Origin of the sequence: Salinivibrio sp. HTSP (genome assembly GCF_003390965.1) — a bacterium.
GTDB classification, from domain to species: domain Bacteria; phylum Pseudomonadota; class Gammaproteobacteria; order Enterobacterales; family Vibrionaceae; genus Salinivibrio; species Salinivibrio kushneri.
In genome coordinates, this window is record NZ_PXUD01000036.1 from 1 (window position 1) to 25950 (window position 25950).

The 25950-nt window shown below is 46.8% G+C and carries 26 protein-coding genes, 1 other RNA gene and 2 pseudogenes; 16 read left to right on the forward strand and 13 right to left on the reverse strand.

The genetic code is table 11. The features are described from left to right. Window positions 1-153: 153 nt before the first annotated feature. Genes C7A19_RS07830 through C7A19_RS07845 form a run of 4 tightly spaced genes read right to left on the reverse strand, consistent with a single transcriptional unit; the run spans window position 154 to window position 3193 of the window. The gene (locus tag C7A19_RS07830) at window positions 154-585 is read right to left on the reverse strand and encodes a type II secretion system protein (protein WP_158011760.1); all 432 of its coding nucleotides are present in this window, start codon (window positions 583-585) and stop codon (window positions 154-156) included. A 1-nt stretch (window position 586) separates the two neighbouring features. After that, window positions 587-1990, reverse strand: coding sequence for a hypothetical protein (locus C7A19_RS07835; protein WP_116644645.1), 1404 nt, complete (start codon window positions 1988-1990; stop codon window positions 587-589). Further along, a complete protein-coding gene (locus C7A19_RS07840; RefSeq protein ID WP_146005594.1) occupies window positions 1987-2580 on the reverse strand; it encodes a hypothetical protein in 594 nt (197 codons plus the stop codon). The genes C7A19_RS07835 and C7A19_RS07840 overlap by 4 nt, the downstream gene beginning before the upstream one ends. Window positions 2581-2623: 43 nt before the next feature. Continuing rightward, on the reverse strand, window positions 2624-3193 hold the full coding sequence (locus tag C7A19_RS07845) for a prepilin-type N-terminal cleavage/methylation domain-containing protein (RefSeq protein ID WP_077650032.1): 570 nt from the start codon (window positions 3191-3193) through the stop codon (window positions 2624-2626). 99 nt (window positions 3194-3292) lie between these two features. On the opposite strand from C7A19_RS07845, the gene C7A19_RS07850 reads away from it, so the two are divergent. Beyond that, window positions 3293-3775: a type IV pilin protein gene (locus C7A19_RS07850; RefSeq protein WP_069362801.1), complete on the forward strand. Its 483-nt coding sequence runs from the start codon at window positions 3293-3295 to the stop codon at window positions 3773-3775. A 67-nt stretch (window positions 3776-3842) separates the two neighbouring features. Here the strand turns inward: C7A19_RS07850 and dnaJ are convergent, their stop codons facing one another. The 3 genes from dnaJ to grpE all read right to left on the reverse strand — a co-directional run bounded on the left by dnaJ (window position 3843) and on the right by grpE (window position 7870). Beyond that, a complete protein-coding gene (dnaJ, locus tag C7A19_RS07855; protein WP_069362800.1) occupies window positions 3843-4991 on the reverse strand; it encodes a molecular chaperone DnaJ in 1149 nt (382 codons plus the stop codon). Between the two features lie 119 nt (window positions 4992-5110). Continuing rightward, the gene (gene dnaK, locus C7A19_RS07860) at window positions 5111-7033 is read right to left on the reverse strand and encodes a molecular chaperone DnaK (protein ID WP_069362799.1); all 1923 of its coding nucleotides are present in this window, start codon (window positions 7031-7033) and stop codon (window positions 5111-5113) included. A gap of 192 nt (window positions 7034-7225) precedes the next feature. Further along, on the reverse strand, window positions 7226-7870 hold the full coding sequence (grpE, locus tag C7A19_RS07865; protein WP_069362798.1) for a nucleotide exchange factor GrpE: 645 nt from the start codon (window positions 7868-7870) through the stop codon (window positions 7226-7228). Window positions 7871-8043: 173 nt separating this feature from the next. On the opposite strand from grpE, the gene nadK reads away from it, so the two are divergent. The 3 genes from nadK (at window position 8044) to bamE (ending at window position 11380) form a co-directional block, all read left to right on the forward strand. Further along, on the forward strand, window positions 8044-8925 hold the full coding sequence (gene nadK, locus C7A19_RS07870; RefSeq protein WP_077459236.1) for an NAD(+) kinase: 882 nt from the start codon (window positions 8044-8046) through the stop codon (window positions 8923-8925). Between the two features lie 182 nt (window positions 8926-9107). Then, a complete protein-coding gene (recN, locus tag C7A19_RS07875; protein ID WP_116644646.1) occupies window positions 9108-10775 on the forward strand; it encodes a DNA repair protein RecN in 1668 nt (555 codons plus the stop codon). 248 nt (window positions 10776-11023) lie between these two features. Then, window positions 11024-11380, forward strand: coding sequence for an outer membrane protein assembly factor BamE (gene bamE / locus C7A19_RS07880; protein ID WP_046075182.1), 357 nt, complete (start codon window positions 11024-11026; stop codon window positions 11378-11380). Between the two features lie 82 nt (window positions 11381-11462). On the opposite strand, the gene C7A19_RS07885 is transcribed toward bamE, so the two are convergent. After that, the gene (locus tag C7A19_RS07885; protein ID WP_077486536.1) at window positions 11463-11813 is read right to left on the reverse strand and encodes an RnfH family protein; all 351 of its coding nucleotides are present in this window, start codon (window positions 11811-11813) and stop codon (window positions 11463-11465) included. After that, window positions 11806-12237 carry an SRPBCC family protein gene (locus C7A19_RS07890; RefSeq protein ID WP_069362794.1) on the reverse strand — a complete coding sequence of 144 codons (432 nt, stop codon included), beginning with the start codon at window positions 12235-12237 and terminating at the stop codon, window positions 11806-11808. The genes C7A19_RS07885 and C7A19_RS07890 overlap by 8 nt, the downstream gene beginning before the upstream one ends. A gap of 155 nt (window positions 12238-12392) precedes the next feature. Here C7A19_RS07890 and smpB point away from each other — a divergent pair, with 155 nt between their 5' ends. The 7 genes from smpB (at window position 12393) to C7A19_RS07925 (ending at window position 18443) form a co-directional block, all read left to right on the forward strand. Then, window positions 12393-12878 carry an SsrA-binding protein SmpB gene (gene smpB / locus C7A19_RS07895; protein ID WP_069362793.1) on the forward strand — a complete coding sequence of 162 codons (486 nt, stop codon included), beginning with the start codon at window positions 12393-12395 and terminating at the stop codon, window positions 12876-12878. Between the two features lie 47 nt (window positions 12879-12925). Beyond that, window positions 12926-13292: a transfer-messenger RNA gene (gene ssrA, locus C7A19_RS07900) on the forward strand. Window positions 13293-13458: 166 nt separating this feature from the next. Further along, entirely contained in the window at window positions 13459-14697 is a 1239-nt protein-coding gene (locus C7A19_RS07905; protein ID WP_116644647.1) for an integrase domain-containing protein, read from the forward strand. 855 nt (window positions 14698-15552) lie between these two features. Then, window positions 15553-16311, forward strand: a complete 759-nt coding sequence (locus tag C7A19_RS07910) for a hypothetical protein (protein WP_116644648.1) — start codon at window positions 15553-15555, stop codon at window positions 16309-16311. A gap of 115 nt (window positions 16312-16426) precedes the next feature. Beyond that, window positions 16427-16807: an Ltp family lipoprotein gene (locus tag C7A19_RS07915; protein ID WP_116644649.1), complete on the forward strand. Its 381-nt coding sequence runs from the start codon at window positions 16427-16429 to the stop codon at window positions 16805-16807. A gap of 833 nt (window positions 16808-17640) precedes the next feature. After that, window positions 17641-17766 (forward strand): hypothetical protein, encoded by a 126-nt coding sequence (locus tag C7A19_RS15820; protein WP_255565906.1) that lies wholly within the window; start codon window positions 17641-17643, stop codon window positions 17764-17766. Between the two features lie 146 nt (window positions 17767-17912). Further along, window positions 17913-18443 (forward strand): hypothetical protein, encoded by a 531-nt coding sequence (locus tag C7A19_RS07925; RefSeq protein WP_116644651.1) that lies wholly within the window; start codon window positions 17913-17915, stop codon window positions 18441-18443. An 80-nt stretch (window positions 18444-18523) separates the two neighbouring features. Here the strand turns inward: C7A19_RS07925 and C7A19_RS07930 are convergent, their stop codons facing one another. Next, entirely contained in the window at window positions 18524-18733 is a 210-nt protein-coding gene (locus C7A19_RS07930; protein ID WP_116644652.1) for an AlpA family transcriptional regulator, read from the reverse strand. Window positions 18734-18882: 149 nt separating this feature from the next. Between C7A19_RS07930 and radC the strand changes: the two genes are divergently transcribed. Continuing rightward, window positions 18883-19386 carry a DNA repair protein RadC gene (radC, locus tag C7A19_RS07935; protein WP_077676327.1) on the forward strand — a complete coding sequence of 168 codons (504 nt, stop codon included), beginning with the start codon at window positions 18883-18885 and terminating at the stop codon, window positions 19384-19386. A gap of 175 nt (window positions 19387-19561) precedes the next feature. Beyond that, window positions 19562-20113, forward strand: a complete 552-nt coding sequence (locus C7A19_RS07940; RefSeq protein WP_116644653.1) for a tyrosine-type recombinase/integrase — start codon at window positions 19562-19564, stop codon at window positions 20111-20113. Window positions 20114-20197: 84 nt separating this feature from the next. Here C7A19_RS07940 and C7A19_RS07945 read toward each other — a convergent pair whose 3' ends face one another. After that, window positions 20198-20872 carry an inovirus Gp2 family protein gene (locus C7A19_RS07945; RefSeq protein WP_116644654.1) on the reverse strand — a complete coding sequence of 225 codons (675 nt, stop codon included), beginning with the start codon at window positions 20870-20872 and terminating at the stop codon, window positions 20198-20200. A 286-nt stretch (window positions 20873-21158) separates the two neighbouring features. On the opposite strand from C7A19_RS07945, the gene C7A19_RS07950 reads away from it, so the two are divergent. After that, window positions 21159-22226: a hypothetical protein gene (locus C7A19_RS07950; protein ID WP_116644655.1), complete on the forward strand. Its 1068-nt coding sequence runs from the start codon at window positions 21159-21161 to the stop codon at window positions 22224-22226. A gap of 92 nt (window positions 22227-22318) precedes the next feature. On the opposite strand, the gene C7A19_RS07955 is transcribed toward C7A19_RS07950, so the two are convergent. Continuing rightward, window positions 22319-24097 (reverse strand): hypothetical protein, encoded by a 1779-nt coding sequence (locus tag C7A19_RS07955; RefSeq protein ID WP_155522557.1) that lies wholly within the window; start codon window positions 24095-24097, stop codon window positions 22319-22321. Between the two features lie 678 nt (window positions 24098-24775). On the opposite strand from C7A19_RS07955, the pseudogene C7A19_RS07960 reads away from it, so the two are divergent. Next, a pseudogene (locus tag C7A19_RS07960) lies at window positions 24776-25042 on the forward strand (alcohol dehydrogenase catalytic domain-containing protein); the annotation flags it as partial. A 5-nt stretch (window positions 25043-25047) separates the two neighbouring features. Here C7A19_RS07960 and C7A19_RS15765 read toward each other — a convergent pair. Beyond that, window positions 25048-25179, reverse strand: a pseudogene (locus C7A19_RS15765) (LysR family transcriptional regulator); the annotation flags it as partial. Between the two features lie 586 nt (window positions 25180-25765). Between C7A19_RS15765 and C7A19_RS15535 the strand changes: the two are divergent. Further along, window positions 25766-25909, forward strand: coding sequence for a hypothetical protein (locus tag C7A19_RS15535; RefSeq protein ID WP_155522558.1), 144 nt, complete (start codon window positions 25766-25768; stop codon window positions 25907-25909). Window positions 25910-25950 lie beyond the last annotated feature (41 nt).

Genomic DNA, 25950 nt, shown 5'->3' on the forward strand with positions numbered 1-25950 from the left:
CTTGGCTGTTTTGCCGTTGTTAGCGCGGCTTGCCGTGCCAACGAGAGCGCATTATAGAGAGGTAATTTTTGGGCGCAAGGATTTTTTGAAGAAAACAGCACAAGCGATTAAAAACCAACCAAACGGGTGATAACTCACTCTTTTGGGCGCTTATTACATACCTTGGTATCGAAGCGTTGACCCTGTGAAGTAAAATCTCAGCGTCTGTTCCTTATTTCGGTAATCTTGCCAGCGAACTTCCAATACAAGTGTTTTCGCATAAACACCGTCATCATCGGTGAGCACATTTTTAATCTCAGTCACTGCCAGTTGGTAACCCGTGTCTTCGGTATCTATCAAGCATCGTGCTAAACGGCTCAACCTCATGACTACAGAGTGGCTTGCACTGCAGGGCGTATCCGTGTTCATTAAACGCCAATGCGACAGTTGGTTACTAGCAACGTGCATAGCCCCTTCGGCCAAGCGCACATTGTGTTGCTTAGCTTGAATATCAACAGTGAGTGTATAAATACCTGCGCCCGTTACCGCAACTAACACTAGCGCAATCAATATTTCTATAAAGGAAAAGCCTCGCGCTCGTAACATACTACCCCTCCCCAAGAGGCGGCTTGATGTCATGGTAGCTATTATTTACGGGCCGCCACTGCTTAAGCCCAGCAAAACTCTGCTGTAATACCTCACCACTATAAGTAGGTTTGAATGCACCATACACCACGGAATGGCCATTAGGCACGTCGGTGATAAATGCCCCCTCGGGTTCAAAGCTACCATTAAACCAAAAAGGCACACGACGTGCTTGTTCAGGGTTGGTAACAGTCGATGTAATCAATTGGCAAAGTTCTTGGATATTACTATCGTCGTGAGAGCAAGACATCCCGCCAGATTCGGAGATAGTCATCCCCCATTGCTCAGCAAATTCTCTCGCATTCAGCTTATCGGTGTTAAACTGATATACCGCTCCTTTAAAGGGTTTAATCGCACCACGCAGCGCCACAATGCCATCTTGCACAACCAGTAAAATCGGAGGTTCACTTGGTAACGCCTCTAAACCCTCTCGGCTTAGATCACAAGGCCCATCCACCCATACTTTTGCATTCGCACTCTCTCTGTGTTTACTGCTTGCGACTGCATCCAATAGGGTTTCATAACATAACGAGGGATCATCTTGGGTATTAACAACAAAACCGCCTTGTCGCTCAAATTGCTCTCTGACTGTTTTCCACTGCGCGCGAGGAACACCAAAGTAATCTTTGAACAAGTCCATATTATCAACATTGGTTTGCACATCTTTTTTTAGTCGCGCGCCGGTTTCATCGCGACTATCTGCGACTGTGTAGTCGCTAACCTCCGTTCTATATTCAGGAGCGCATTCATCGCTACCATCTAAGCTAACGGTAAATCCGTTTGAGCTATTCTTCCCTTCACTCTCTGACTGACTCTCATCCGGCGTTCGCGGACGAATCATGACATCGCCCCCGGCTACAATTGAATGGCATTCATATAAACCATCCTCTCGCTTTTTTCCCTTTGCTGGTCGCCATGTATTGCCACCGTAAAACGCTGCTGATCCTGAAGTGACAAATGAACTTCTTCGTGCACCGGTGGCTTTTGCTAGGGTCACTCCGACTTGTTGCTGTGCATGAGTCGCGTAAAGATGCCACATTCCGCGATCACTATTTTGCCAAGGCTCCAACCATAATTGGCTCCCTGCGATATGTTGACAAGGTGAGAGTTGCACTATCCCCGCTGCCACATCGTCTTTCGATAAATGAATACCATCATGTTTGATCTTAGCCACCGCGCAATCTAGAGCCGTCCAGGCTCTAGAAAGGGATTGCTCGGTTGTGATTTTCGCCTGTGTTTGTTGGATATCATTGACTGCGCGTCGACTGACACCTAATACGATAAGAAGCGTAATTAGAGCGATGCTGGCGACCACCGCCAGGGTGGCTATACCTTGGTCACGCGTGCATTTTGCGACGTACTTCATGATGAGGCCACCGTATTAGCTAAAACCAATGTTCGCGACACATCTTTACGCAGACCAGGTTGGCGGTTTAGCGAGGCGGAAACCTTGATAGTCAGTGAGGTAATGCGTCGACCATTTTCGGTATGCACCTCGTTACGGGTAAAAGATAAATGCGAGATCTTCAATGCACGAGAAGAAATATCTCGCCAATAACCTGATTCACACGACCAGTTCGCCGTGTCTCGGTGATTTTCATAGATCTCTATGGCATGGGCTTCTGTATCTAGTCGAAAACCTTTGGCGTCATCTTTACCCACAGTATTCGTAGGATGGAGACTGTCTTGTTGATAAGCAAAACGAAGGCATTGCCCTTGACGCTGCGAGGGGGTTTCATCAATCAGTAAAAGGTGAATATCATGACTACTGTCAAAGAGATAGGGCGACGTGCCATCACACTGGTAGCACAGTCCGGCTCGACGTATCTCAGTTTCCATCATCGTTAATAAGCGGTTGACTTCGAGCGATAAGCGCGTCTTGGCATCAATCCTGGCTTGCATCGTGGTCGCCGAAGTCATCACAGAAAGTGCGGTGATTGAAACTAAAATACTCACCGACAAACCAACTAAAAGCTCAACTAATGAGTACCCTTTGGAATTAGCTACACGCACTGTCGATACCACTCCACTGACAGGATTCAAAACCCAGGTACTGACGAACTTGCACTACATAGTCTGGCTGTTGGCGCTTCTTAGCCATTAATCCAAGTGTGAGGTTGAGGTTCGGCCGCTGGGTTCGAAAGTCAATCGTAAATAAATCGCCGTCTGGCTGTAATTGCCACTCTTCTTTAACTTGTTTTTTTAGTGTGACCTGTTTATCTAGCCTCACCATCAAGGCTTGCGTTTGATGGCAGGCGTGAGTCGATGGCTGTTGGGCTGATGCTCGGACTGTGGAAGATACTTTTGCTTTGGCAACAATGCAGTCAATCCCACCCTCACTCACTAAGCTAACAACATACGGTCGACTTTCTTCGACAGCTCGGCTTTGTGCCAACTGAAACAAACTAGAGAGTGCCGCACTCTCATTGGCAATTAACGTCGCTTGGTGCGCTTTTTGAAAGTTGGGAAACGCAATACTGCATGTAACCGCCAGCACAGCAAGCGCAATCAGTGACTCTATTAAAGTAAAGCCATGATAACGTCGTTTTTGATGAGAGATAAAACGCATACTGCCTCCCAGGATCTTCGCCTGCTGATTGCGCTCAGGTTACCACTCTCATAACCTCTGTATGCGTTTGGTGATTGAGTCTTCGAGAGGCCCGTAGAAATGCGTTTATCTTTTTGTCGCTATTTACAACATGGGGTGACATTGATCGAAATGATGCTCGTCTTGGCTATCATCGCCACACTTGCAGGGGTAGTCATACCCAGCTATACGGAGTACCAACAACGACAGACACGGCACGCAGCGACGCGACACTTAATTCAGTTACAAGCCTGGGTAGAGCAGCAGTTCATTACGACAAAACACTATCCGTCGGTATCAGATGCAACCGACTTAGAAGCAAAAGCACTCTGTGCCGATTGCCAGTTATCGCCTGATTATCGATTCGAAATTCAAAGTGGTGAGGCTACCTATAAGATCCTTGCTCACCCGCGAGCTAATCACTCACAAACCGATGATCCCTGCGCAACCTTAGTGCTCTATGCTAATGGACTAATAACCTCTACCTCATCCAACGCATCCTGCCCCTTACCCCAAGATCGTGCAAAAAATGGGGTTCTTCAGACATTAAAACGGCCAGCATAGAGCTGGCCGCTAATTATTTCAGTACGCTCTGACTCGCCGTCGAGCGTAGCGGGAGAAACTCAGTCGTTTATCCGGTTAAATCGTCAAAGAATTTCTTAACACCGTCAAAGAAACCTTCTGATTTTGGCTTGTGCTTTTTCGCTTCAGAGCCACTAAACGACTCTTCCAGCTCCTGAAGCAGCTCTTTCTGCCGGCTACTCAAATTAACTGGGGTCTCAACCACCATTTTGCAGATGAGATCGCCAACACCGCCGCCACGAACAGACTGCACACCTTTACCGCGCATGCGGAACATGCGACCCGTTTGTGTTTCTGCTGGGACTTTTAAGCTAACACGACCATCTAAGGTAGGGACTTCAACCTCGCCGCCGAGGGCTGCCATGGTGAAGCTCACTGGTACTTCGCAGTAGAGGTTGTTGCCATCACGGGTAAAAATATGATGTTCGCGGATGTGTACTTGAACATACAAGTCACCCGCCGGGGCACCGTTTTCACCCGCTTCACCTTCACCGGATAAGCGAATGCGATCACCCGTATCAACCCCCGCAGGGATTTTTACATTCAAGTGCTTGGTTTCTTTTACACGACCTTGACCGTGGCAACTGTTACAAGGATCTTTGATAATGGTCCCGCTGCCATGACATGTTGGACATGCTTGTTGAACCGCAAAGAAACCTTGGCGCATTTGCACTTGGCCGATACCGTTACAGGTTCCACAGGTTTGTTTTTTCGAACCTGGTTTCGCCCCGCTGCCATCGCAGGTTTTACACCCGACATAAGTAGGGACTTCGATCTCTTTGCTGACGCCACGGACCGCTTCTTCAAGCGTAAGCTCCATGTTGTAGCGTAAATCGGCTCCACGTTGCGCGCGTTGCTGACCACCACGACGACCTCCGCCGAATATATCGCCGAATACGTCACCAAAAATATCGCTAAAGTCAGCACCTCCACCGAAGCCACCGCCGCCGAAGCCGCCGCCTCCCATGCCGCCTTGTTCAAAGGCTGCGTGACCATATTGATCATAGGCTGCGCGTTTTTGCGGGTCGGTCAGCACTTCATAGGCCAACTTAATTTCTTTAAACTGATCGGCTGCATCTTCGCCTTTGTTGCGGTCTGGGTGATATTTCATTGCCAGCCGCTTATAGGCTTTTTTAATATCGCGCTCGCTTGCATCGCGGCTTAAGCCGAGCACTTCATACAAATCTCTTTTAGACATGGTCTGACTGCACCTGTTTACGTCAACAAAACAAAGACGTTCAATTCACTGTTTGATAAAACGACGGGCGAAGGAGATTGCTCCCCTACGCCCGTGCTTATTAACGACAGTGCTTTCGCTTATTTCTTGTCGTCGTCTTTAACTTCTTCGAACTCAGCATCGACAACATCGTCGTCTTGTTTTGCTGAATCAGCACCGGCGTCTTGCTGCGCCTGCTCATCTTGAGCTTGCTGCTGCGCGATTTCCATCAGTTTTGATGAAGCGGCTACCAGTGCTTGAACCTTCGCATCGATGTCTTCTTTGTCCTCACCGTTGCGTGCGGTTTCTAGCTCAGAAATGGCGGTTTCGATCTTTTCTTTGTCTTCGGCAGGCAGTTTATCACCTGCTTCGTCCATTTGCTTACGCGTGCCGTGAACCAGTTGGTCAGCTTGGTTGCGCGCAGTCACTAGCTCTTCGAACTTTTTGTCCGCTTCTTTGTTAGCTTCTGCTTCTTGCACCATCTTCTCAACGTCTTCGTCACTTAGGCCGCCAGACGCTTGGATAGTGATCTTCTGCTCTTGGCCGGTTTGCTTATCAGCCGCAGACACATTCAAGATACCGTCAGCGTTCAAATCGAAGGTCACTTCGATTTGTGGCACACCGCGTGGCGCAGGCTGGATGCCCTCGAGGTTGAACTGACCCAGTGATTTGTTATGCATGGCTTGCTTACGCTCACCCTGAATCACGTGGATTGTTACCGCGCTTTGGTTGTCTTCTGCAGTTGAGAACACCTGGTTCGCCTTAGTTGGGATCGTGGTGTTTTTCTCAATCAGCTTGGTCATCACACCGCCCATGGTTTCGATACCCAGTGAAAGCGGCGTCACGTCAAGCAGCAGTACGTCTTTTACATCACCAGACAGTACGCCACCTTGTGCCGCGGCACCCATGGCAACGGCTTCGTCAGGGTTCACGTCTTTACGTGCATCCTTACCAAAGTACTCTGCCACTTTGGCCTGTACCATTGGCATACGGGTTTGACCGCCAACCAAGATAACGTCAGTGATTTCGTCAACCGATAGCTCGGCATCAGCCAGTGCTACTTTCATTGGTTCTAGTGAGCGCTGAACCAGATCTTCAACCAGAGATTCAAGCTTTGCACGAGTCACTTTGATGTTCATGTGCTTAGGACCGGTTGCGTCCGCCGTCACATACGGCAAGTTCACGTCTGTTTGCTGCGCAGAAGACAGCTCAATCTTCGCTTTCTCGGCCGCTTCTTTGACACGCTGCATCGCTAGCGGGTCTTGACGCAGGTCGATGCCTTGCTCTTTTTTGAACTCGTCAACCAAGTAGGTGATCAAGCGGTTATCGAAGTCTTCACCACCAAGGTGCGTGTCACCGTTTGTGGCCAATACTTCGAACGTTTGCTCGCCATCTACCTCATCGATTTCGATGATAGAGATATCGAAGGTACCACCACCTAGGTCATACACAGCGATTGTGCGATCGCCGCCTTTTTTGTCTAGACCATAAGCCAGTGCCGCAGCTGTTGGTTCGTTGATGATACGTTTAACTTCTAGACCTGCGATACGACCAGCATCTTTGGTTGCTTGACGCTGAGAGTCGTTAAAGTAAGCAGGGACTGTGATAACCGCGCCAGTCACTTCCTCGCCGAGGAAATCTTCAGCGGTTTTCTTCATTTTCTTCAGGACTTCAGCAGACACCTGTGGCGCAGCCATTTTTTGGCCTTTCGCCTCAACCCAAGCGTCACCGTTATCTGCCTTAACAATTTTGTAAGGCATGATGCTGATATCACGCTGCACTTCTTCATCTTCGAAGCGGCGGCCGATCAGACGCTTGATAGCAAACAGGGTGTTTTCTGGGTTTGTCACTGCCTGGCGCTTCGCAGGCTGGCCGACAAGTGTTTCACCATCTTGTGTGTAAGCGATAACCGATGGTGTTGTACGATCACCCTCTGCGTTCTCAATGACGCGCGTTTTTTCACCGTCAAGTACGGCGACACATGAGTTGGTTGTACCCAAGTCAATACCAATGATTTTACCCATCTGGTGCTCTCCGAAATTCGTTCTATGGCTTTAATGCGTTACCCCTTATGTGGGGGTAACTGTGAGAGGTTCAACCCCCTCACCGCAATTTTATTTAGTGCTGCCGTTTAAATAAGGGCAGCCGAGTGCTTTTCAAGGGGAGGAAGCAAAAAAACACCGAATTTAGTTTAGTAAGCTCTCTCCCGGGCCTAATTAGGCTTTTTCGTCAACGTTACCTTGCGGCGCTTTGGATACCATCACCATGGCTGGGCGCACAACACGGCCGTTTAGTTCATAGCCTTTTTGCATCACCATCATCACGGTGTTTGGCTCGTGCTCGGCGCTTTCTTGAATGGTCATCGCCTGATGCAATTCTGGGTCAAACGGCTGACCTTGAGGATCGATCGCTTTCAACCCGAACTTATCAATGGTGTCCATCATGGTTTTCAGCGTCAGCTCAACCCCTTCCACCATTGGTTTGATTGATTCGTCTTCCTTGTCGGCCATTTCAACCGCGCGTTCAAGGTTATCAATCACAGGTAAAAGCTCACCGGCAAATTTCTCTAGGGCGAATTTGCGCGCTTTATCCACTTCTTGCTCGGTACGACGACGCATGTTATCGACGTCCGCACGGGCACGCAGCACACCGTCTTGCTGCTCTTGCACCTTGGCTTCGCTTGCCTCGAGTGCCGCCTCAAGCTCGGTAATACGTGCAATCATGGCTGCGGTTTCTTCATGTTCAATGTCTGCACCACTATTTGCCTGTTGCTCAGCGGCCTGCTCTGTACCTTTGGCTTCAGCAGCTTGCGCATCTTTCATCGCTTCCTGCTCTTGCTTCACTTTCTGTTCTTCGCTCATGATCACTCCGACACAAATGGCATTGCCCAGCACGCCACTGGGACTATTCAACTTGATTGACGAAAGTATTATGGGGATGAATCTTTATGATTCAACCGCTCGCATAACGCAAATCACGACAATCGCTTTTTTACCGCGTTATACTGGGCACAAATAACGATGAGATCCTGATTATGTCGACAGCATTCCAGCGCATTGCCCTGATTGGCAAACCTCGTAACCCGGAAGCGGTTAACACACACATAGGCCTCTATCACTGGCTAACTGAACGCGGTTATGAGGTGTGCATTGACACACGCTTGAGCACCAATCTTGGTTTGCCCGATGCCCATTACTTGGATCTCGTGACGATAGGCCAACACGCCGACTTAGCCATTGTGATCGGTGGGGACGGCAATATGCTCGGCGCCGCACGTGTACTGTCTCGCTGCGATATCAAGGTGATCGGAGTGAACCGCGGTAACCTCGGCTTTCTCACCGATTTGGATCCCGAAGCCTTTGAACATGCGCTGGAAGCGGTATTAAGCGGTGAGTACTTGGAAGAAGACCGTTTTTTACTTGAAACCGAAATTCATCGTCACGATCAGGTAAAAAGCCACAACGCCTCATTGAATGAAGCGGTACTTCACCCCGGGCAAGTCGCGCACATGATTGAATTTGAAGTGTACATTAACGAGCAGTTTGCCTTCTCACAGCGATCGGACGGGATCATTATTTCAACGCCCACAGGCTCAACGGCATACAGCTTATCCGGCGGTGGTCCTATTTTATCTCCCAGCCTCGACGCGATTTCGCTCGTGCCTATGTTCCCGCATACATTGTCGAGCCGTCCATTGGTTGTTGATGGCAACCGCCGTATTAAATTACTGGTTTCGCCTGACAACCGCGGGACACTGGAAGTGAGCTGTGATGGCCAAGTTTCCTTGCCGGTAAACCCTGGGGACGAAGTGCACATTTACAAAAGTCCCGCCACGCTCAAACTCATTCATCCTCAAGATTATAATTATTACAACACGTTACGAAAAAAACTGGGTTGGTCTTCTAAGTTGTTTTAAGCCAGCTGTTTCTTATCTTTTACATGTATCCGATAAAAAGCAGGGCTTCCTGCTTTTTTAATGCGCAATTTTTGTGCTGTTCATCGCATTCACAACAATTCTTGCCAAACAGTATTCACTGGATGAAAAAACAGTATATACTGTATCTATACACAGTTGTTGATAGATACAGGTGTCTCTCTATGTTAGCCGATATAACCATTCAAAACTTTGCCATCGTTAAATCCTTGGAGTTGGAGTTTAGTAAAGGCATGACGGCGATCACCGGTGAAACCGGGGCGGGTAAATCTATTTCTATCGATGCGCTAGGGTTGTGCCTTGGTGATCGTGCCGATGCCAACATGGTGCGCCCGGGGGAGAAACGCGCAGAAATTTCTGCCAGCTTCACCCTTGAGCAAAACAGCGCCGCACGTCGCTGGCTGCAAGATAACGAACTGGAAGACGGTGATGATTGCATTTTAAGACGAGTGATCACCAAAGAAGGCCGCTCACGCGCGTATATTAACGGTAACCCCGTACCTGCCTCACAGCAAAAAGCGCTGGGGCAGCTATTGATAAATATCCATGGTCAACACGCGCACCAACAACTGTTACGCCCTGAACACCAAATTACGTTATTAGACCAATACGCTGGCCACCAAAGCTTGCTGGACAAAATGGCGACACGCTATCAGCGTTGGCGCCGTACTAAAAATGAGCTAAAAGCACTGATCAAGAAAAAAGATGACATCGACGCTCAGCAACAACTTTTGGAATATCAAGTCGGTGAGCTCAATGAACTCGCATTGGGTGAAGAGGAATACCAACAAATCGAAGAAGAACACAAGCGCTTGTCAAACAGTGGCGATATCGCCATGACCAGTCAGGCGGTGGTGGATTTACTCAGTGATGGCGAAGAGACCAACACATTGAGCTTACTGACGGCGGCCCAGCAGCGCTTAAGTGAGCTGGCTGCACTAGATAGTCACTTCTCACCGCTCGCTGAAATGCTCGAAGAGGCGCGGATCCAAACCCAAGAGACGAGCCAAGAAGTGAGTAGCTATCTTGACCAACTCGATATGGATCCTCAACGCCTCCAGTATCTAGATCAGCGCATGAGCACTATCATGAGTTTGGCGCGTAAACATCAGGTTCAACCCGATGCATTATATGAGACGCATCAACAATTGATTCAAGAGTTGGAGAAACTGGGACATAACGATGAGGCGATTGAGCAGTTGCAAGCAGATGTGGACAGGCAGTTTGCAGATTGCCTCGACACCGCTGAGAAATTGAGCAAGAGCCGTCGTCGCTATGCCAAAGAGTTGAACAAACTGATCACGCAAAGCATGCACCAGCTGAGCATGGAACATGGTAGCTTCGAGATCCAAGTCGAAAATAAAGCGGAGACCCACCTCAGCCCACTAGGCGGAGATGCGGTGGCATTTCTTGTGTCGACGAACCCAGGTCAGCCTTTACAACCACTGGCGAAGGTTGCATCCGGCGGCGAGCTGTCTCGGATCTCGCTGGCCATTCAAGTGATCACCGCCCAAAAAGTAGAAACCCCTAGCCTGATCTTTGATGAAGTCGATGTGGGGACCAGTGGGCCAACCGCTGCGATTGTGGGCAAACTTTTACGTCAACTTGGCGACTCCACGCAAGTGATGTGTGTGACCCATCTGCCACAAGTCGCAGGCTGTGGTCATCAGCAGATGTTTGTAGCCAAAGATACTGACAAAGGCAGCACCACGACCCGTATGTATCCGCTCGACTACAAGGCAAGAATTAGTGAACTTGCGCGATTGCTGGGTGGCAGTGAGATCACTGATCGCACCCTCGCAAACGCGGAAGATCTTCTAGTAGCCGCTTGATTCTACCAAGTCAAAACAGCGCTGAATGTGGCATTCAGACCGAGAAAAGTGCACTAGCTCTGCTTTTCTCGGTTATTTCCTTACACACGTCGAACTTTTTCACATTATCACCGTCCAAACGCTGGTCGTTAGCAGATTTTTTACATATATTCCCTGCTTCATTATACTCGGGACGCATCCGTCGCAGACTACACATAGTCACCGACAGACATGATTTGCCATCAAACAAGACAGTGAAGATATTAACTATGGGTTGGACTAAAGCCGCCGTTGCCTCTCTGATGGCGATTGCCATGATGGGCTGCTCTTATGCCGAAAAGCTGGTTTATCGCGTGGATATAAACCAAGGTAATTACATTGAAGAAAAGGCCGTCGACGCCTTGAAATTTGGCATGACCAAAGAGCAGGTTAAGTTCCTTCTCGGCCCCCCAATGTTGGTGGAATCAGGTTACCCTAACACTTGGTATTTTGTGCAATGGCAACAACCTGGCCATGAGGCGCCAACACAAAAAGATCTGGTGCTTTCATTCGATGATAATAATCAACTCGTCAACATGGATGGTGATTTCGAGCCGGGCGAGCAATTTTTCGAGGCCGTTCAGTAACGACGACGCATCCGGCTCTCTGATGCCGTCATCTATTCTCCATGAAGTAAAGGCGCCGCTCGGCGCCTTTCTTTTTGGCTAGTCATGAGCGTTTGCGCTGGGTATCCACGCGTCCACCAGTAACAGGATCCGCTTTTCCTTCTTGTTTCGCGCGCTCAGCGCGGCGACGGCGGATCTCTTTCGGGTCGGCCTGCAGCGGGCGGTAAATCTCAATACGATCCCCGTCGCGCACTTGCGCGTCGAGTTTCACCGGTCGGCTAAATACCCCAACCTTGTTGGTCTCAAGATCAATCTCCGGATAGGCGCTTAAGACACCTGATTGACGAATAATGTCTTCCACCGTCGAGTCTGGCTTCACCACGCAGTTGAAAATACGTTGCTCATTAGGCAACGGGTAAACCACTTCAACATGCAGCAACGTCTCTTCACTCATAAATCTCTTTCGCTCGCTCTGTAAACGCCTTCACCATACTGCTGGTTAACTCGCTGAAGATGCGGCCAAAGGCAGCTTCGACCAAGCGGTTAGTGAACTCAAACTCGAGGTCGAGCTCTATCTTGCACGCATCACTTGATAACGGCGTAAATTTCCAGCCACCACTTAAGCGTTTAAATGGCCCGTCCACCAGTGTCATATCAATACGGCTGCTATCCACCAAATAATTTTTGGTGGTAAATGTTTTCTTAATCCCTGCTTTCGCCACATCTAAAGACGCGACCATGGTGGTGTCTGTATGTTCAATAAGGCGGGTGCTCACACACCCGGGCAAGAAAGCAGGATAGGACTCAACATCGTTCACCAAGGCAAACATTTGCTCAGCACTGTACGGCACTAAAGCCGAGCGGATGATTTGCGGCATAGGGACTCCTTGCAAGTTAACCGCGAAATAATACCATCGAGACTGATTGAGACCAATGCTCACAACCCACATCGCGGATAAAGTCAGACTCTTTCTCTCACTGAGTGCGATAATCCTTTCATTCTTCGATATATCCCCTTTATAATGCGGCCACTATGGCTAAGAAAAACGCAAAGAACAAAGCAAGTAGTAACACTATCGCGCTTAATAAAAAGGCACGCTTTGAGTACTTCATTGAAGATGACTTTGAGGCGGGGCTAGAGCTGCAAGGCTGGGAGGTGAAAGCACTCCGAGCAGGTAAGGCCAATATCAGTGAAAGCTACGTGTTGCTAAAAGACGGGGAAGCCTTTTTGTTCGGGGCAACCATTACCCCGCTTAATGTCGCCTCCACGCACGTGGTGGCCGATCCGCAGCGCACCCGTAAGCTATTGCTTAAACGGCGTGAGCTTGATACCTTGCTCGGCAAGGTAAATCGAGACGGTTTCACGGTGGTGGCACTGTCTTTATACTGGAAAAAATCTTTTGCTAAACTCAAAATAGGTTTAGCGAAAGGTAAAAAATTACACGATAAGCGCGATACAGCGAAAGACCGAGACTGGCAGCGACAAAAGTCCAGGATCATGAAAAACGCAGCGCGTTAATCGTTGACGCGGTAGATCAATGTGTTAGACTCTGCCGCTCACACTCTGGGGCTGATTCAGGATTCGACAGGATTGAGAAGGCCCGTGGAGCATGCCGAGGGGCGGTTGGCCTCGTAAAAAGCCGCAAACAAATAGTCGCAAACGACGAAAACTACGCACTAGCAGCTTAATAACCTGTTGAGTGCCTATCCTCCCTAGCCTCCGCCTGTAGGACGGGGATTCAGGATAGTCAAAACCAAACAGGATCGCGTGGATGCTTTGACCCAAGAGCTGAAGCGTTAAAACTAATTTGGGTATGTCTTTGTGTGGCGTGTTTGTCCGCAGCACACTGACGAGATAAAAGACAAACTAAGCATGTAGCGCCATTGGTTAGACTGATTCTGGACGCGGGTTCAACTCCCGCCAGCTCCACCAATTTTATATTCAAAGACGTCCACGGACGTCTTTTTTATTGCCTTAAGTAACGTAAAATCAATAACTTACCGTTCATTAAGGTCCATAGAGGTCCACCAACCGCTTTGATTTTTAGGTACACCGAGGTGTACACTGATGAAAATGGAGGCTGAGAGGTGTACCCATTATGGCTAAAATCATAGCTAAGCTTACGGATAAGAAGATAAAAGCAGCAACGCCAGAAGATAAAGAGTACCTACTCTATGATGGCGACGGACTCAGACTAAGAGTTAAACCAACCGGCTCTAAGCTTTGGCTTTTTAATTACCTGCGTCCATTCACCAAAAAGCGCACCAACCTCAGCCTTGGTGCCTATCCCACTGTTACCCTGTCTCAAGCGCGTAAAGCGACCATGGATGCAAGAGCACTCCTCGCTCAAAACATCGATCCTAAAGAACACCGTGAAGAGCAACAAAGGCAAGAGGTTGCGCTCACCGAACATACGGTAGAGAAAGTCTCCTACCAGTGGTTCGAGCTGAAAAAAGAGCAAGTGACTGAGGGATACGCGACCGACATATGGCGCTCTCTGGAACGTCACATTTTTCCAAAGCTTGGCGCTACTCCCCTTTCCAAAATCACTGCCCCTATGGTGATAGATGCCTTAAAGCCCATTGAAGCATCGGGCAGCCTAGAGACATTAAAGCGCTTGGTCCAACGACTAAACGAAATGATGAACTACGCGGTTAACTGTGGCCTTATACACGCTAATCCGCTATCGGGCATTGGCGCTGCATTTAAAAAGCCCAAAAAGAACCATATGGCAGCGTTAACTCCCGATGAACTCCCAGAGCTAATGCAAAAGCTTGCTTACGCGAATATCAAACGAGTTACCCGGTGCCTAATCGAATGGCAGCTACATACCATAACGCGGCCAGCAGAAGCGGCAGCAGCACGATGGGATGAAATAGACTGGGATAACGAACTATGGATTATCCCGGCGGAGAGGACAAAAAAAAGAAGAGAACACCGGATCCCACTCACACAGCAGATGCTGGCGATATTAGAAGTGATCAAGCCGATAAGTGGCCATCGTGATTTTATTTTTCCTTCAGATCGTGATCCGCAAAAACCTTGTAATAGCCAAACGGCCAATATGGCACTAAAACGAATGGGGTTTGCCGACCGGCTCGTGAGTCATGGTCTACGCTCCCTGGCAAGTACAACACTGAACGAGCAGGGCTTTGATTCAGATCTTATCGAGTCTGCTCTTGCCCACGTTGATGACAACCAGGTACGGAGTGCATATAACCGGACAGACTACATCGAACGCAGACGCCCAATGATGTGCTGGTGGAGTGGGCACATCGAGCAAGCAGCTAAAGGTAGCCTCTCAGTGACTGGGACAAAGCAACTGAAAGTGATCTAACCATAGAAGCCGATAAAAACTCGCTACCTGAATACTCTGCTCTCCCTGCGTGGGAGGCCAAGCAATCTACCTACCATACCGAAGCAGGTGTGGTTAGAGCACATCAAATAAGGGTTTTACAGTCCTTTAAATCAACCAAAAATCGCTCTGAATACGGGAGCCGTCAAATCTCATTGCCGCCTAGACTCTTTACTTAGCCTGCATGAATGTACAAGAATTAGGTTTAATATTCGCTTTTAGCTGATCAATGGTAGTAAAGGTGACAATATCGATGGGTCAGCTTTACGTCGGCGATAACGTCGATAGGTGGGTCAATTTTGAACTGGCGTTGACAAGCCCTCGCACCAATCGATCACACAGAGCCTGCCTAAATAACTCCTCTTTGTGCCCCTAGCAATGTTTTTGCAGCCAGCTCACAAAACATGGTTTATCTAACACTTTGGACAATAGCGCACGAAAACCAAAACAGCCCTTGATACACTAATCCCAAAATTAACAACTCGATGGCGTGTTTGGTGCCGACGATCGATCGGCGGTAACATGGCTAAATACTTGATGGTTAACCAGCTTATCGGCTAGAGACAGTAAATAGCGTGCGCATTTATCCATGGCAGATGCACACTATCCCAGAATGGATGATTAAAAGAGCCATTAGTCATACGGTTACAGCTCAACACTTGGGGGTAGTGTGAATACCTGTGTAGAGATAGGCGACACGCATACTTTAGCGAAAGAGCAGTACCCATTAAAGGTAAGAAATTATATGTTGAACAGTAGTTTAAGTAGAAAAGAGTGCGTTTTGGGGAATCGCGTATGCGCACTAACACAATGTTATGCATTAGGAGGCAATGAGCATTGAGCACTGTCGAGGATTGGGCTAAGCAAATTGTTGCAAAAGAGCTGCGCGAGATAGTTGAAATTCATGATGATGGTTCCGCATCTGGAATGTATGACCTTAGGATAGGATCAAAAGACGCTCCTGAATATGCTATTGAATGTGTTGGCGCAGTCGATCCTATCGCAACTGAAACATGGAATATTGGCCCAGCAAAAGGCCCGATTAAAATTGACTCAGCAGGTGATTGGATTGTCTCTATTAAGAGTTCTGCAAACATTAAATCGCTCAATCGGGGTATAGCCAATATTATAGGGCAATGTGAAAGTTTAGGTCTTACAGAATATACACCTATTGATTGGCAACTAAGGCGCTTTAACGCAGAATTATTCAACGCCTTGGATGGCTTGGGAATAACTTCCTTGTACATGTATCGAGAAGCGGGAAATAGTAATGCTCATTTGACCATGGAAGGGGGAGGCGGCTTAGTCTGTCAAAGTGGTGATGATCTAGTCGGCTGGGTGAGCAAGTTTTTGAGCAGCGATGATAAGGCTGATGTTGTAAAGAAACTTCGAAACTCTAGCGCAGAAGAAAAGCATGCCTTCATACCGATTGTTCTTGGTGGCGCACCTTGGAGCGTTGAATCTTATTTTTTTAGTGAGATGCCGGTTCCGAATATTCAACCAAAATTACCAGAGCCTATAACAGGGGTATGGATTATCTTGGATGGTAAGGGAGTTAGGTACATGAGTGGCCAGTGGCATGTTTTTAATTGCTAAAATACATAACAAGGCCATACACGGCGACAGCTTCTTCGTTACGGCTTCGCCTTCACTACAAAGCATCGCGTGCTGGCAGCGTTAGGCTAAATTTGCACAAAAAGGAGAAACTACCATGAGGGAATTGAAAGTAGCTATTATCGCTTCATTGCTTACCGCCTGCGCTGCATGGGCGGGCAATCTCACGGGCGCCCAGAAAAATGCTGTTAGATCAGCCGAGCAGTACCTCAGTATTCAGGGCTTTTCCCGAAGCGGTCTAATTAGACAGCTTTCCTCTGATTACGGCGACGGCTATAGCCGGGAAGACGCGACCACAGCTGTTGATAGCCTAAACGTTGATTGGCGTCGGCAAGCAGAGAGGTCTGCAAAGCAATACCTCAGCATTCAGGGATTCTCCTGCCGCGACCTTATTAGACAACTTTCCTCAGACGCAGGAAATGGCTATACACAAAGCCAGGCCACGTACGGTGCTCAACAAACCAGCGCCTGCCAGTAGCGAGACTTGAGCCTGACTAGGCCAATCACAGTGACGCCTACTATATTGCGGCTTCGCCTCCACTTCGTAGCTGCGCATGTTGGCTGTCGTTAGCGGTTAGAGGAGATTAAGTGGAGCTTCACCAAATCATAACTATCGTTGTTACGGCTTTTGGAGTGCTAATTGCCGGTGGTGGCCTAGTTGTTTCAATAGTTTCGTTGCGCCGATCAAGCGCGAACGAGGCTCAGTCACGCCGGCTGCAGGAGAAGCAGGAAGAGCTAACTGAGCTTCAGTTGAAACTCCATCGTGATGAAGTCGAACAGTCTAGAGCATCTTCGGTTAGTGACAGGCCATCTGATGTGCGTGTTAGTCTAGAAGGTAGTACTAAGATAGCTAGGTTCGTAATCCGAAACTGGGGGTACTCTGCGGCAAAAGATATCGATCTAGAAGTAACGCCGCTGGAAGGAAGAGCATCACCTCTGGTGAACGGCGATGCAGACGTAAAGCTACCGGTTCCTCGTTTAGCTCCAGGTAGCGATTGTAGCTTGATAGCTGCGCTCTCTTCCGATACGGGAATAGCGTTCGACGTGTCCTGGACTTGGACTGAAGAGGATGGCTACCAAAAGCAGGAGTCATCAAGGATTTCACTTTGATGCTAGCACACGCTAACATGGCCAGGCACGGCGACGGCTTTTCCGTCGCGGCTTCGCCTCCACTGCAAAGCAGCGGGTGCTGGCGGTGTTAATCCATAGGGGAATGTAATCATTAGCGCATTTGAAAACGACATTGAAATCATCATAAAGCTGGGTTCGCATGAGCACAAGAAGGCGCTATTCGAAGAAGGTGTGATCTACATGAATACGCTCGAGTTCTATCGTTCACTCGAAGCCCATGATGAGCGCAGTGTAGTGGTCAAGGAAAACTGGCTACTACAATTCCCAAGGGCACTGACCTGCATGAAATCACCGATGAAGATGTGATGTAAGCTGTTCCCGCTAGCATGCTCGACCAGTAAAGTATCTTGGTTTTATAAAGTCTTGCGTTACCTTTAACAAGTAATGGAAGGCTGAAACCGAGAGTTTTATACGTCGCGGTTGAATCTGCACTTCTAGATAAAGGAAAAGCAATGTTATTAGTTAGACAGTATTTTGCAATTGTTGTTGTGGTTTTGATGACTGGCTGCACAACACTCGATAAGATGGCAGGACGCCCAACCAATGAGGGTAACGGGTACGTGATTGATCATGACAGAAGAATCTACGGCGGAGGTATCCACATTGAGTATCGAGATCCTACCTTTCTAGAACAACAACTGAAAAAGCGGATGGTGAATCAAATGGCTTCAGCTGCAGAAATTCAGCAAGCTACATCTAGAATACCTGCTGGAGGCCGTGTACTCATTCACTATGAAGCCCTTTCAATGGACGCAGCAAACACTGAATGGCTGGAGTATGCCATATTTAAGAACAGTAAAGAAATTTACAGAAGGGAAGGGAGCAACAACATAGCAGAGGCCCCAACAAGCTATTCTGGCGGAATAGGCTACTGGTGGAATACCGATAGCATCGATATTCGTGAGAAGATTGAAACTCCCTTCCAGCTAGTCGTCATTAGTAATCTAAAAAACGAACGTGATACATTTACAATATCGCAATAGTGTTAGGCCATATAGCCGACTAACAGTCTCGCGGTTGACTGTTAGTCGATTTACTGAAGTCAGGTGACGCTTCACGGCTCTTAAGTTCTAAGTAATTCTCCCCCTACCGCACTATCTCTTTCCGCTATCCTTGCCATCATCCACTCTTCGACTTCACTTTCTACCCACGCAACAGCTCTGCCTCCCAGGGGCACACTTTTCGGAAAGGTGCCGTCTTTCATCAGGTTGTAGATGGTTGAACGGCCAAGGCCTGTCATGTGTTTTACTTCGCTCAATTTAATTAATCTCATGATGTTACTCCGTTATTGGACTCATGAGATTTCCGCGCACGTAAAGATTTACCGGTTTACCCCTCCTCTTGCCCCCCCTAACCAACCTGATTTCAGATATATGTCATCGATACGCATAGCCACATCAATCACTTAAAAGGAGACTCCCTATGCGTACATCACACACTCCCCTGTTTACCCCTGCAGACAACTACCCTGCCCATCAGCCATCTGATTTGAATCAGCTCTTAGAGCACGCGGCCGAAGCGCTGGCCCAAAAGTACAAACGCGAAGGCACCTTCACGAGCCCTAACAACGTGATGGAGTACTTAAAACTCAAACTCGGCGCGTATGATCGTGAAGTGTTTGCGTTGATGCTGCTGGATAACCAACACCGGCTGATCCAGTTCGATATCCTGTTCTTTGGCACCATTGATGCCGCGTCTATCTATCCACGCGAAGTAGCGAAAGCAGCACTGAGTCACAATGCAGCCGCCGTTATCTTTGCCCACAACCACCCATCCGGGATTGCCGAGCCGTCACAGGCAGACCGCCATATCACTGACAAATTGATCAAAGCGTTGGGCCTTATCGATGTTCGCGTTTTAGATCATGTGGTTGTCGGTGAAGACTGTGTGTCTTTCGCCGAGCGAGGCTGGATCCCAGTCGTGTAGCGGCTTCGCAGGCCATTTTTACTCACCACATATGCACACAGGCAGCGATACCTTTCCCTGCTTCTCATTATGTTAAAACGGGAAGCAGCCAACCCAGGCGCAACAAGGGTCCGGCTGTCGCTGCCGTGCTGTGCTTCTCAAAACCTCCATCTGTGAAGAAAAAAGGAAGTAAGCCATGTCAGAAGTTCAAGCCATCAAAGAGGCTGAGACTATTCAGCTTATCGGCCACCTATTGAGTATTCGTTATCATCGCCAAATGGCCGACGTCTGGTATATCGGGTTAAACCTGGCGTTACGTATCTCCGATCTGCTTGCTATTCGGTTCGACGATATCCACGGTGACCGGTTGCGAATCAAAGAGCGTAAGACAGGTAAGATTGCTGATATCCAGCTCAACCCCAAGACACTGGCGCGCATTGAAAAGATACGGGCAGACCATCCTGACCACGTCTACCTGTTTCAATCTCACCGCTGTCAGCAGATTAAGCAGTTGCCTCCTAAACCGCTCTCTCGGCGTGCTGTTACTCTGGCCTTTCAACAGGTTGGGCAAGAGCTCAACCTCTCGTTAGGGACGCACTCAATGCGAAAAACACGCGGTTATATGTTGTATCAAGCCACAAAAGATATTGGTCGGGTGATGAAAATGCTGCGCCATACCTCAGAAGGAATCACGCTTCGTTATATTGGTATTACACAGGAGGATGTCGACAATGATTTATTGCCTTAGAGATATGAGGTAAGGCCGCACCATGACAGTACGGCCGACGGGATTTTAAATATATATCATCAATAAAAAACGATTATGCACGATTTACTTGGTGCTAGAACCAAAGCAACGAAACCCCTCGTTGCGACGCTTGGTTCTTTTTTTGGCTAAATAGCTTAGTCGATAGAATATATCTTTATACTCCTGCTCAGCGCGCTCAGAGCTCTCAGGACGACCGTGAAGGTAGTAAATGCTATTATCAGGGATATGCACTAACCCCATCGCTTGATTGTTACACAGGCCGATTGCCTTCGCCCAGGCACGGACAATGATATTATATAAACCATCACCGCATTCGACGTTCTCAAACTTCCCCCAGCAATAAAACCTATCCTTATTTAATACCAACGCGAAATGATAATGATCGTTGTGTGAATGATTACGCTCCCTTGCCCAAGCATATCGCACCTTACAACGATGCACCCGCTTACCCTTCGCTCGCTTCTCACACTCTTGCTTTGCCATTTCTAATTCAATCGCTCGAATAAATCGTTTAATCGTGCCTTTTTTCCATCGCTCGAAAGAGAGGGCCTCATCACGCTTCAGAAAGTCATCAGACTCATCAGTAGCTGGAAACCTTAAGTCAAGACGAGCAACAGTGAGGTTATTATAGTCCTGATAACCATCAGCTAACATATTGCGTATTTTCTCTAAGTAACGTGCCTTACATTCATTGACAGGTAGAAGGATAGGAAAGTCTTTGTAGGTATGTGTGTCCATCTCATGCTCCTCTGTGAGTACTACAAAGGAACACTGGTTATATTATTTTTTACCTTATCTTCTTTACTGGTAATGGGTATATGAAGAGAAGAGCGAATACGTATATTACTATACCGACAACTCCCCTTACTCCTGTGACCATGTCACCCACCAGCCAACCTAGCCTCTCCCTCTGTCACCGACGATCTGAGCATGTGGAAGTTATGAGCCCCCCCAAGGCGAGCATAACCCCAATGCCGTTTTAAGCACACTATTGTCACCAAAAAGGCCAAAAACGATATTTTTTGTGACTAAAATCACACCAAAGAAAAGAAGCGAAAAGCCCACTTTCTCTAGCTTTAAAAAGGTGATAGAACAGGCTAAAAAGAACAAGACAGTTGATATAACAATGCCAGAAAACGTCATAAACACACACCTTTTAACAGCTGTGAATGCGAAACGAGATTTACTTTTCTTTTGGGATGAAATGCTCAGGGAGTCTCTTCTAGAGCTAAATAGTGAGGAAAAAGAAATAATAGAAAAATACATTAAAGACAACCCCATATCCAAAAAAACAATAAGAGATCTCTCTGATGTAATTCACAAAAGAAGCCAGTTTGACAAAAATGAAACTTCACGATTCTTAGCAAGAACAAGGGATAAACTACATGATGAAAAGTTAAAAAATTATGACTTCCAGAACCTTTGCGATGAAGATAGAAAAATAAACTGGCTGTGGTGCTATATAAGAAAGAACGCAAACAAAAAAGTGAGGCATTTAGGATACAAAAAAAACCTAAAAGGCAAACCAACCAAGCAAATAATACGTAAAAACCTTGAGCTAGACGAAAATTACCTGGAAGACTTCCCACAAAACAATGCAGAGAAAAGGAAGACTCAAATAGAGAAGTGCTTAATTTTCTCTCCCTATTCAGAAAAAGGGGAGAAAATGCTATCTAACCATTTAAAAGATGAGTGGCGAAAAAATATTGATAAAAATGAAATGATAAAATGGTTAGATGGCTGCCATTATAACCAACTTATATGGGCTTATAATTATATAAAGAAAAGAGAAGAAATAAGGTACACTTGGGCACCGTCAAGCAATGAAGATATGAAGTCAGTCCTTGTGGCGGTTTATGATCTCATCCCTGAAAGCGATAAAAAAAAGTTCATCGATAGATTCAGGAGCACCTGGAGCTCAAAGAAGTCTAGAAACAAACAAAGAGGAGACACACTAGAAATAGAAAATGAAGTGCTTGATAAACTCGACAAACTGGCTGAAGAGACTCAAAGCACTCCCCAGGACGTCATAAAAAAACTCATTACCATTCTGGATTGGGACGAGATTTTGGACATCCTGGAGAGTGAGTAAGTGGTGGAGCTCTAGGTCAACGATGAGAGTTAACGAGAAAGGGAGCCGAATGATTGACTCCTTTGGTCATAAACTGGACAGAAAAATGTAACTTAACCAGTTACCGACTTTACCCAGGAATACATATCTCGGAACCACTGCGCATAATGCTGTAGGCTCCAGTTTCCTTCGTCAAACTGTGACATCCAGTACTGAGCAGCGGCTTTATCATCAAAGAGCTTTAAGTAAAAATAAGCGACACCGACCATTACCTCCTCAAAGCCGCCGGAGACTCTTCGTTCATTAAGGATTTCTTCGGCTGCATAAAGCGCAGAGATAGCCGTATCTTGATGTTGTTCTTTTAGGTCAATCGCCCACGATGGCTTATGAGAGAAAAACTGGTCAAGATAGGCAACGTATTCGTCACAAATAATCATCCATGCGTGAATAGCTACGCGATGGATCCTCTTACTCTGGTGTAACTCTGCACTTTCCTTTTGGCATTTGAACAGGCTTTCCAGTGCCTGCTTGGGGAAGCTTGCAGTACTTTGACGTATACGAATTTTTTCAAGGTAATGTTGCAGACCAAGCCAGTGTATACGCTGGTTCACTAGCGCGGGCGGTAGTGTCTCAAGTTGAGCTTTAACAGTATCACTCAGCGCAATAGCAATCGAATCACAACGATCTAACAGGCCATTAAGTTCCGCAATTACAGATCGTTGGCCCTTGTTGGTAAGGATGACTTGCGTGATATTATGGCTAATTTCTTTCAAAGCAGATAACTGTTCTGATGCACTCAACAGATAGAGTTCATCAAAAATTTCTCCTATCTGCGCAACAAAGTCCTTAGTATCTGACTGTAGTCCATCATTAAAGTACATTCGAAGCCCAGTGATTTTGACCGTCAGCTTTTGTGCGGCGGTGCAATTCCAATGAGGAAAGTGTTCTTCGAATGTTGCGTAAGCCACTTTTAGTAATTCAACACTTTGCGCTTCACGCGCTGTATCGATTACGACGTTATGCCACATCAAGATTTGGTCTGGCTGTGATTGATTAATAAGCGATAAGACTTCGTTGAGAAGCTCCTTTGCGTTTTTTAGTTCGCCATTCCGCACCATTTCTATAGCTAGGTTATGAATCAGGTACTCAATAGCGTTCGGCTCAGGACGCTTTTTCCATTCTCGCCATGCTTGCCGTAGGTGAGTTAACTTCTGTTCCCTAAGGCCAAACCTGTCATCACATTGTGCTAAGTCATTGTAAAGTTTATATAAACTTTCTGGGTTTTGCGTGCCATTAATTCTCTTCTCTAAGCACTCTCTCGCCGCTTCAATCGATCCTTCAGTCAATAAAGCATCAGCTTTTAATAATGTATACTCAGTATCTATGCTTATATCGGCATCGGCAAACTTTTCTACTGCCTGGTAAAATAACTTCACATCCCCAGTACATTGATAGAAAAAGGCGCGCAAACCATCTAGCCGTATAGACTCCCTTTTAAGTAGCGCAGTGGTATCAATTGTCGCTAAAGTGTTCTGAGCTTTTAAATGGTCGCCCATTCTGAGCAATATACGAACTTGCAACATTCTTGCTTTGAGCTTTGCACTATATCCTGAGCAAGCAGGCTCTCTGGTTAATGTGGCAAGCGCTTGGTTGAAGTTGAGCTGTTCTGTTTGAGTCCAAGCCTCTCTTAACCAGGCAGATTCGTGGGGTAACAAATAATGAACTCGCAACCAATTACAGATTGGTATACAAGAAAAGAAAAGGAATAAAGGATGCCACGAGCTAGCGGCAGAGATGACAATAGCAGGCCAACTAATCCAAACATAACGGCGATGAAGGAAATAGTATTGTTTTTCTGTTAGTAACTCTATGATAACATCACCTATAGTCATAAAAAAGCGTATGTTTATTACTTAATAGAATTAAAAGTCCTATACTATCATCATAACATCGGTGCGCGACTGTTTCTGAAGGTTCTAGACGGAGCGTTTATCGGGTTTTCGCTGAAGGTAGCGTATAAGCATTGAACATCATTTATGGCTATCACTAGTCGTTAATAAAATGTAGATCTATTCTCTGCTTATCCATCAACTTGCCAAGAGACAGCCGTGCCTTTGAGTACACAAAGCTGGTATCACTACCTGGTACCATGTCTTACAAACATGACCTTAAACGTGGTGAGTAGTTGCCTCTTACATTGAGCCTAAGCACACAGCCAGCACTTTAGATACACCCAATGGTACACCGTACAAAAGCCAAACTCGCAAAATTTAATTAATACATAAGCTTATAACTCCAGTTCAAGTTACGCCAGCCACCAATCGATTGGAAAGGGCGGTAAATCATTGATTTACCGCCCTTTTTTATTTCTATGGTTAGAGATTTAGTTGCTTTGTGTGCCAGTGAGCTACATACCTGTGATACAAACTGGGAACTGGCACGTCGTTACTCTCCAGCAGATACCCCATGATTTAAACGCATAGAGTTAATGCTAAAGTTTCATTTAGTTCATCGATGAGTCAGCGCTAGACTGAGAGCCATTCCTCATTGGTATCGTCTAGCAGACTGATATGTTTGACGCTCTCGTTCTCAAGCAAGAAAGCAAGCAGACGCTTCCAACTATCGAGCAACTTGATGAGTCTCAACTCCCTGATGGTGACGTACTCGTTGCCGTCGATTAGTCATCGCTGAACTATAAAAATGGCTTGGCTATCACAGGCCAAGGGAAAATTGTTCGCGAATCTCCTATGGTACCAGGCATTGATCTTGCTGGTCAGGTAATCCACTCTGAAGATAGCCGCTACCAAGAAGGCGAACATGTCGTTCTAACTGGATGGACGGAGTCAAATGCAACTTGAGGGGCTTTCTGATAGATACGCGGCAGCGCAAATGGCAAGGTTGTTTGCATCGCATAGTCAGTTGTCGCGATGGTAAAGGTATGATCACACGTGCCGGGGTTTAAATCACTCGGAGAGTAGACAAGGTTATCATTGGTGCTCTGCAGCCTTCTTTTACTATAGACTGATTAATCTTTGGATAATTATGCTTTTCATTTTTATATAACCCCTTACTATAAAGAACCCCTTTCACTTACTCTTCCGTAATAAGTGAATATAAATTCACACACAATACTTATCACTGCGAAAACGAACCCTTGTCGAGTAATCGATTACTAAGAATTTATTTAGATAGGGATTAGTACTTTTTTTAACTATTTATCTGGTCATTTATTCGTTCTGAACAGGACCTGAATGGTTATTGGTGCGACTCCCAGCAGAAAAAATAGAGCAAAAATACTAATTGACAATTAACTCATTATTAACACCATTGTCATGTTAATGACGCATTGCTAGCATAAATCTACATTCACTCGATACAAGTGAATGCCTCTACATCGCTAATAGATAAGCGAACGTCAAGGAATAGACTGTCGCTACGTGTTTTTTATCGGATAAAAAGCCGATACGTGTATCGTTACGTTCAATGACGCAGTGCATACACGAGTAATAATTAAAACGCGACAGTACTCAGATATTTTATTAAAGAAGGGATACTTTAAAGTGAGTAATACTATCCAAAAAACAGCGATTGCCGCTGCAATCACGCTTGCCAGCACCACCAGTTTTGCCGGAGAGCTTGGTTCACTGACCAGTGAAGTCAAAATCAATGATTATGAAAATGGCCTCACTAAAACTGAAGCGTAAGCGGTTAATAAACCGGTGAACGCCTACTCGACATCACTGAG

Excerpts from the sequence above, each read along its gene's own strand:
- C7A19_RS07850 (WP_069362801.1), top strand. The coding sequence starts at position 3,293 with ATGCGTTTATCTTTTTGTCGCTATTTACAACATGGGGTGACATTGATC.
- dnaK (WP_069362799.1), bottom strand. The coding sequence starts at position 7,033 with ATGGGTAAAATCATTGGTATTGACTTGGGTACAACCAACTCATGTGTC.
- C7A19_RS07835 (WP_116644645.1), bottom strand. The coding sequence starts at position 1,990 with ATGAAGTACGTCGCAAAATGCACGCGTGACCAAGGTATAGCCACCCTG.
- C7A19_RS07955 (WP_155522557.1), bottom strand. The coding sequence starts at position 24,097 with ATGACTATAGGTGATGTTATCATAGAGTTACTAACAGAAAAACAATAC.
- recN (WP_116644646.1), top strand. The coding sequence starts at position 9,108 with ATGTTAGCCGATATAACCATTCAAAACTTTGCCATCGTTAAATCCTTG.
- grpE (WP_069362798.1), bottom strand. The coding sequence starts at position 7,870 with ATGAGCGAAGAACAGAAAGTGAAGCAAGAGCAGGAAGCGATGAAAGAT.
- C7A19_RS07905 (WP_116644647.1), top strand. The coding sequence starts at position 13,459 with ATGGCTAAAATCATAGCTAAGCTTACGGATAAGAAGATAAAAGCAGCA.
- C7A19_RS07890 (WP_069362794.1), bottom strand. The coding sequence starts at position 12,237 with ATGCCGCAAATCATCCGCTCGGCTTTAGTGCCGTACAGTGCTGAGCAA.
- nadK (WP_077459236.1), top strand. The coding sequence starts at position 8,044 with ATGTCGACAGCATTCCAGCGCATTGCCCTGATTGGCAAACCTCGTAAC.
- dnaJ (WP_069362800.1), bottom strand. The coding sequence starts at position 4,991 with ATGTCTAAAAGAGATTTGTATGAAGTGCTCGGCTTAAGCCGCGATGCA.
- C7A19_RS07845 (WP_077650032.1), bottom strand. The coding sequence starts at position 3,193 with ATGCGTTTTATCTCTCATCAAAAACGACGTTATCATGGCTTTACTTTA.
- smpB (WP_069362793.1), top strand. The coding sequence starts at position 12,393 with ATGGCTAAGAAAAACGCAAAGAACAAAGCAAGTAGTAACACTATCGCG.
- C7A19_RS07830 (WP_158011760.1), bottom strand. The coding sequence starts at position 585 with ATGTTACGAGCGCGAGGCTTTTCCTTTATAGAAATATTGATTGCGCTA.
- C7A19_RS07930 (WP_116644652.1), bottom strand. The coding sequence starts at position 18,733 with ATGAGATTAATTAAATTGAGCGAAGTAAAACACATGACAGGCCTTGGC.
- radC (WP_077676327.1), top strand. The coding sequence starts at position 18,883 with ATGCGTACATCACACACTCCCCTGTTTACCCCTGCAGACAACTACCCT.
- C7A19_RS07885 (WP_077486536.1), bottom strand. The coding sequence starts at position 11,813 with ATGAGTGAAGAGACGTTGCTGCATGTTGAAGTGGTTTACCCGTTGCCT.
- C7A19_RS07925 (WP_116644651.1), top strand. The coding sequence starts at position 17,913 with ATGTTATTAGTTAGACAGTATTTTGCAATTGTTGTTGTGGTTTTGATG.
- C7A19_RS15820 (WP_255565906.1), top strand. The coding sequence starts at position 17,641 with ATGAATACGCTCGAGTTCTATCGTTCACTCGAAGCCCATGATGAGCGC.
- C7A19_RS07940 (WP_116644653.1), top strand. The coding sequence starts at position 19,562 with ATGTCAGAAGTTCAAGCCATCAAAGAGGCTGAGACTATTCAGCTTATC.
- bamE (WP_046075182.1), top strand. The coding sequence starts at position 11,024 with ATGGGTTGGACTAAAGCCGCCGTTGCCTCTCTGATGGCGATTGCCATG.
- C7A19_RS07945 (WP_116644654.1), bottom strand. The coding sequence starts at position 20,872 with ATGGACACACATACCTACAAAGACTTTCCTATCCTTCTACCTGTCAAT.
- C7A19_RS07915 (WP_116644649.1), top strand. The coding sequence starts at position 16,427 with ATGAGGGAATTGAAAGTAGCTATTATCGCTTCATTGCTTACCGCCTGC.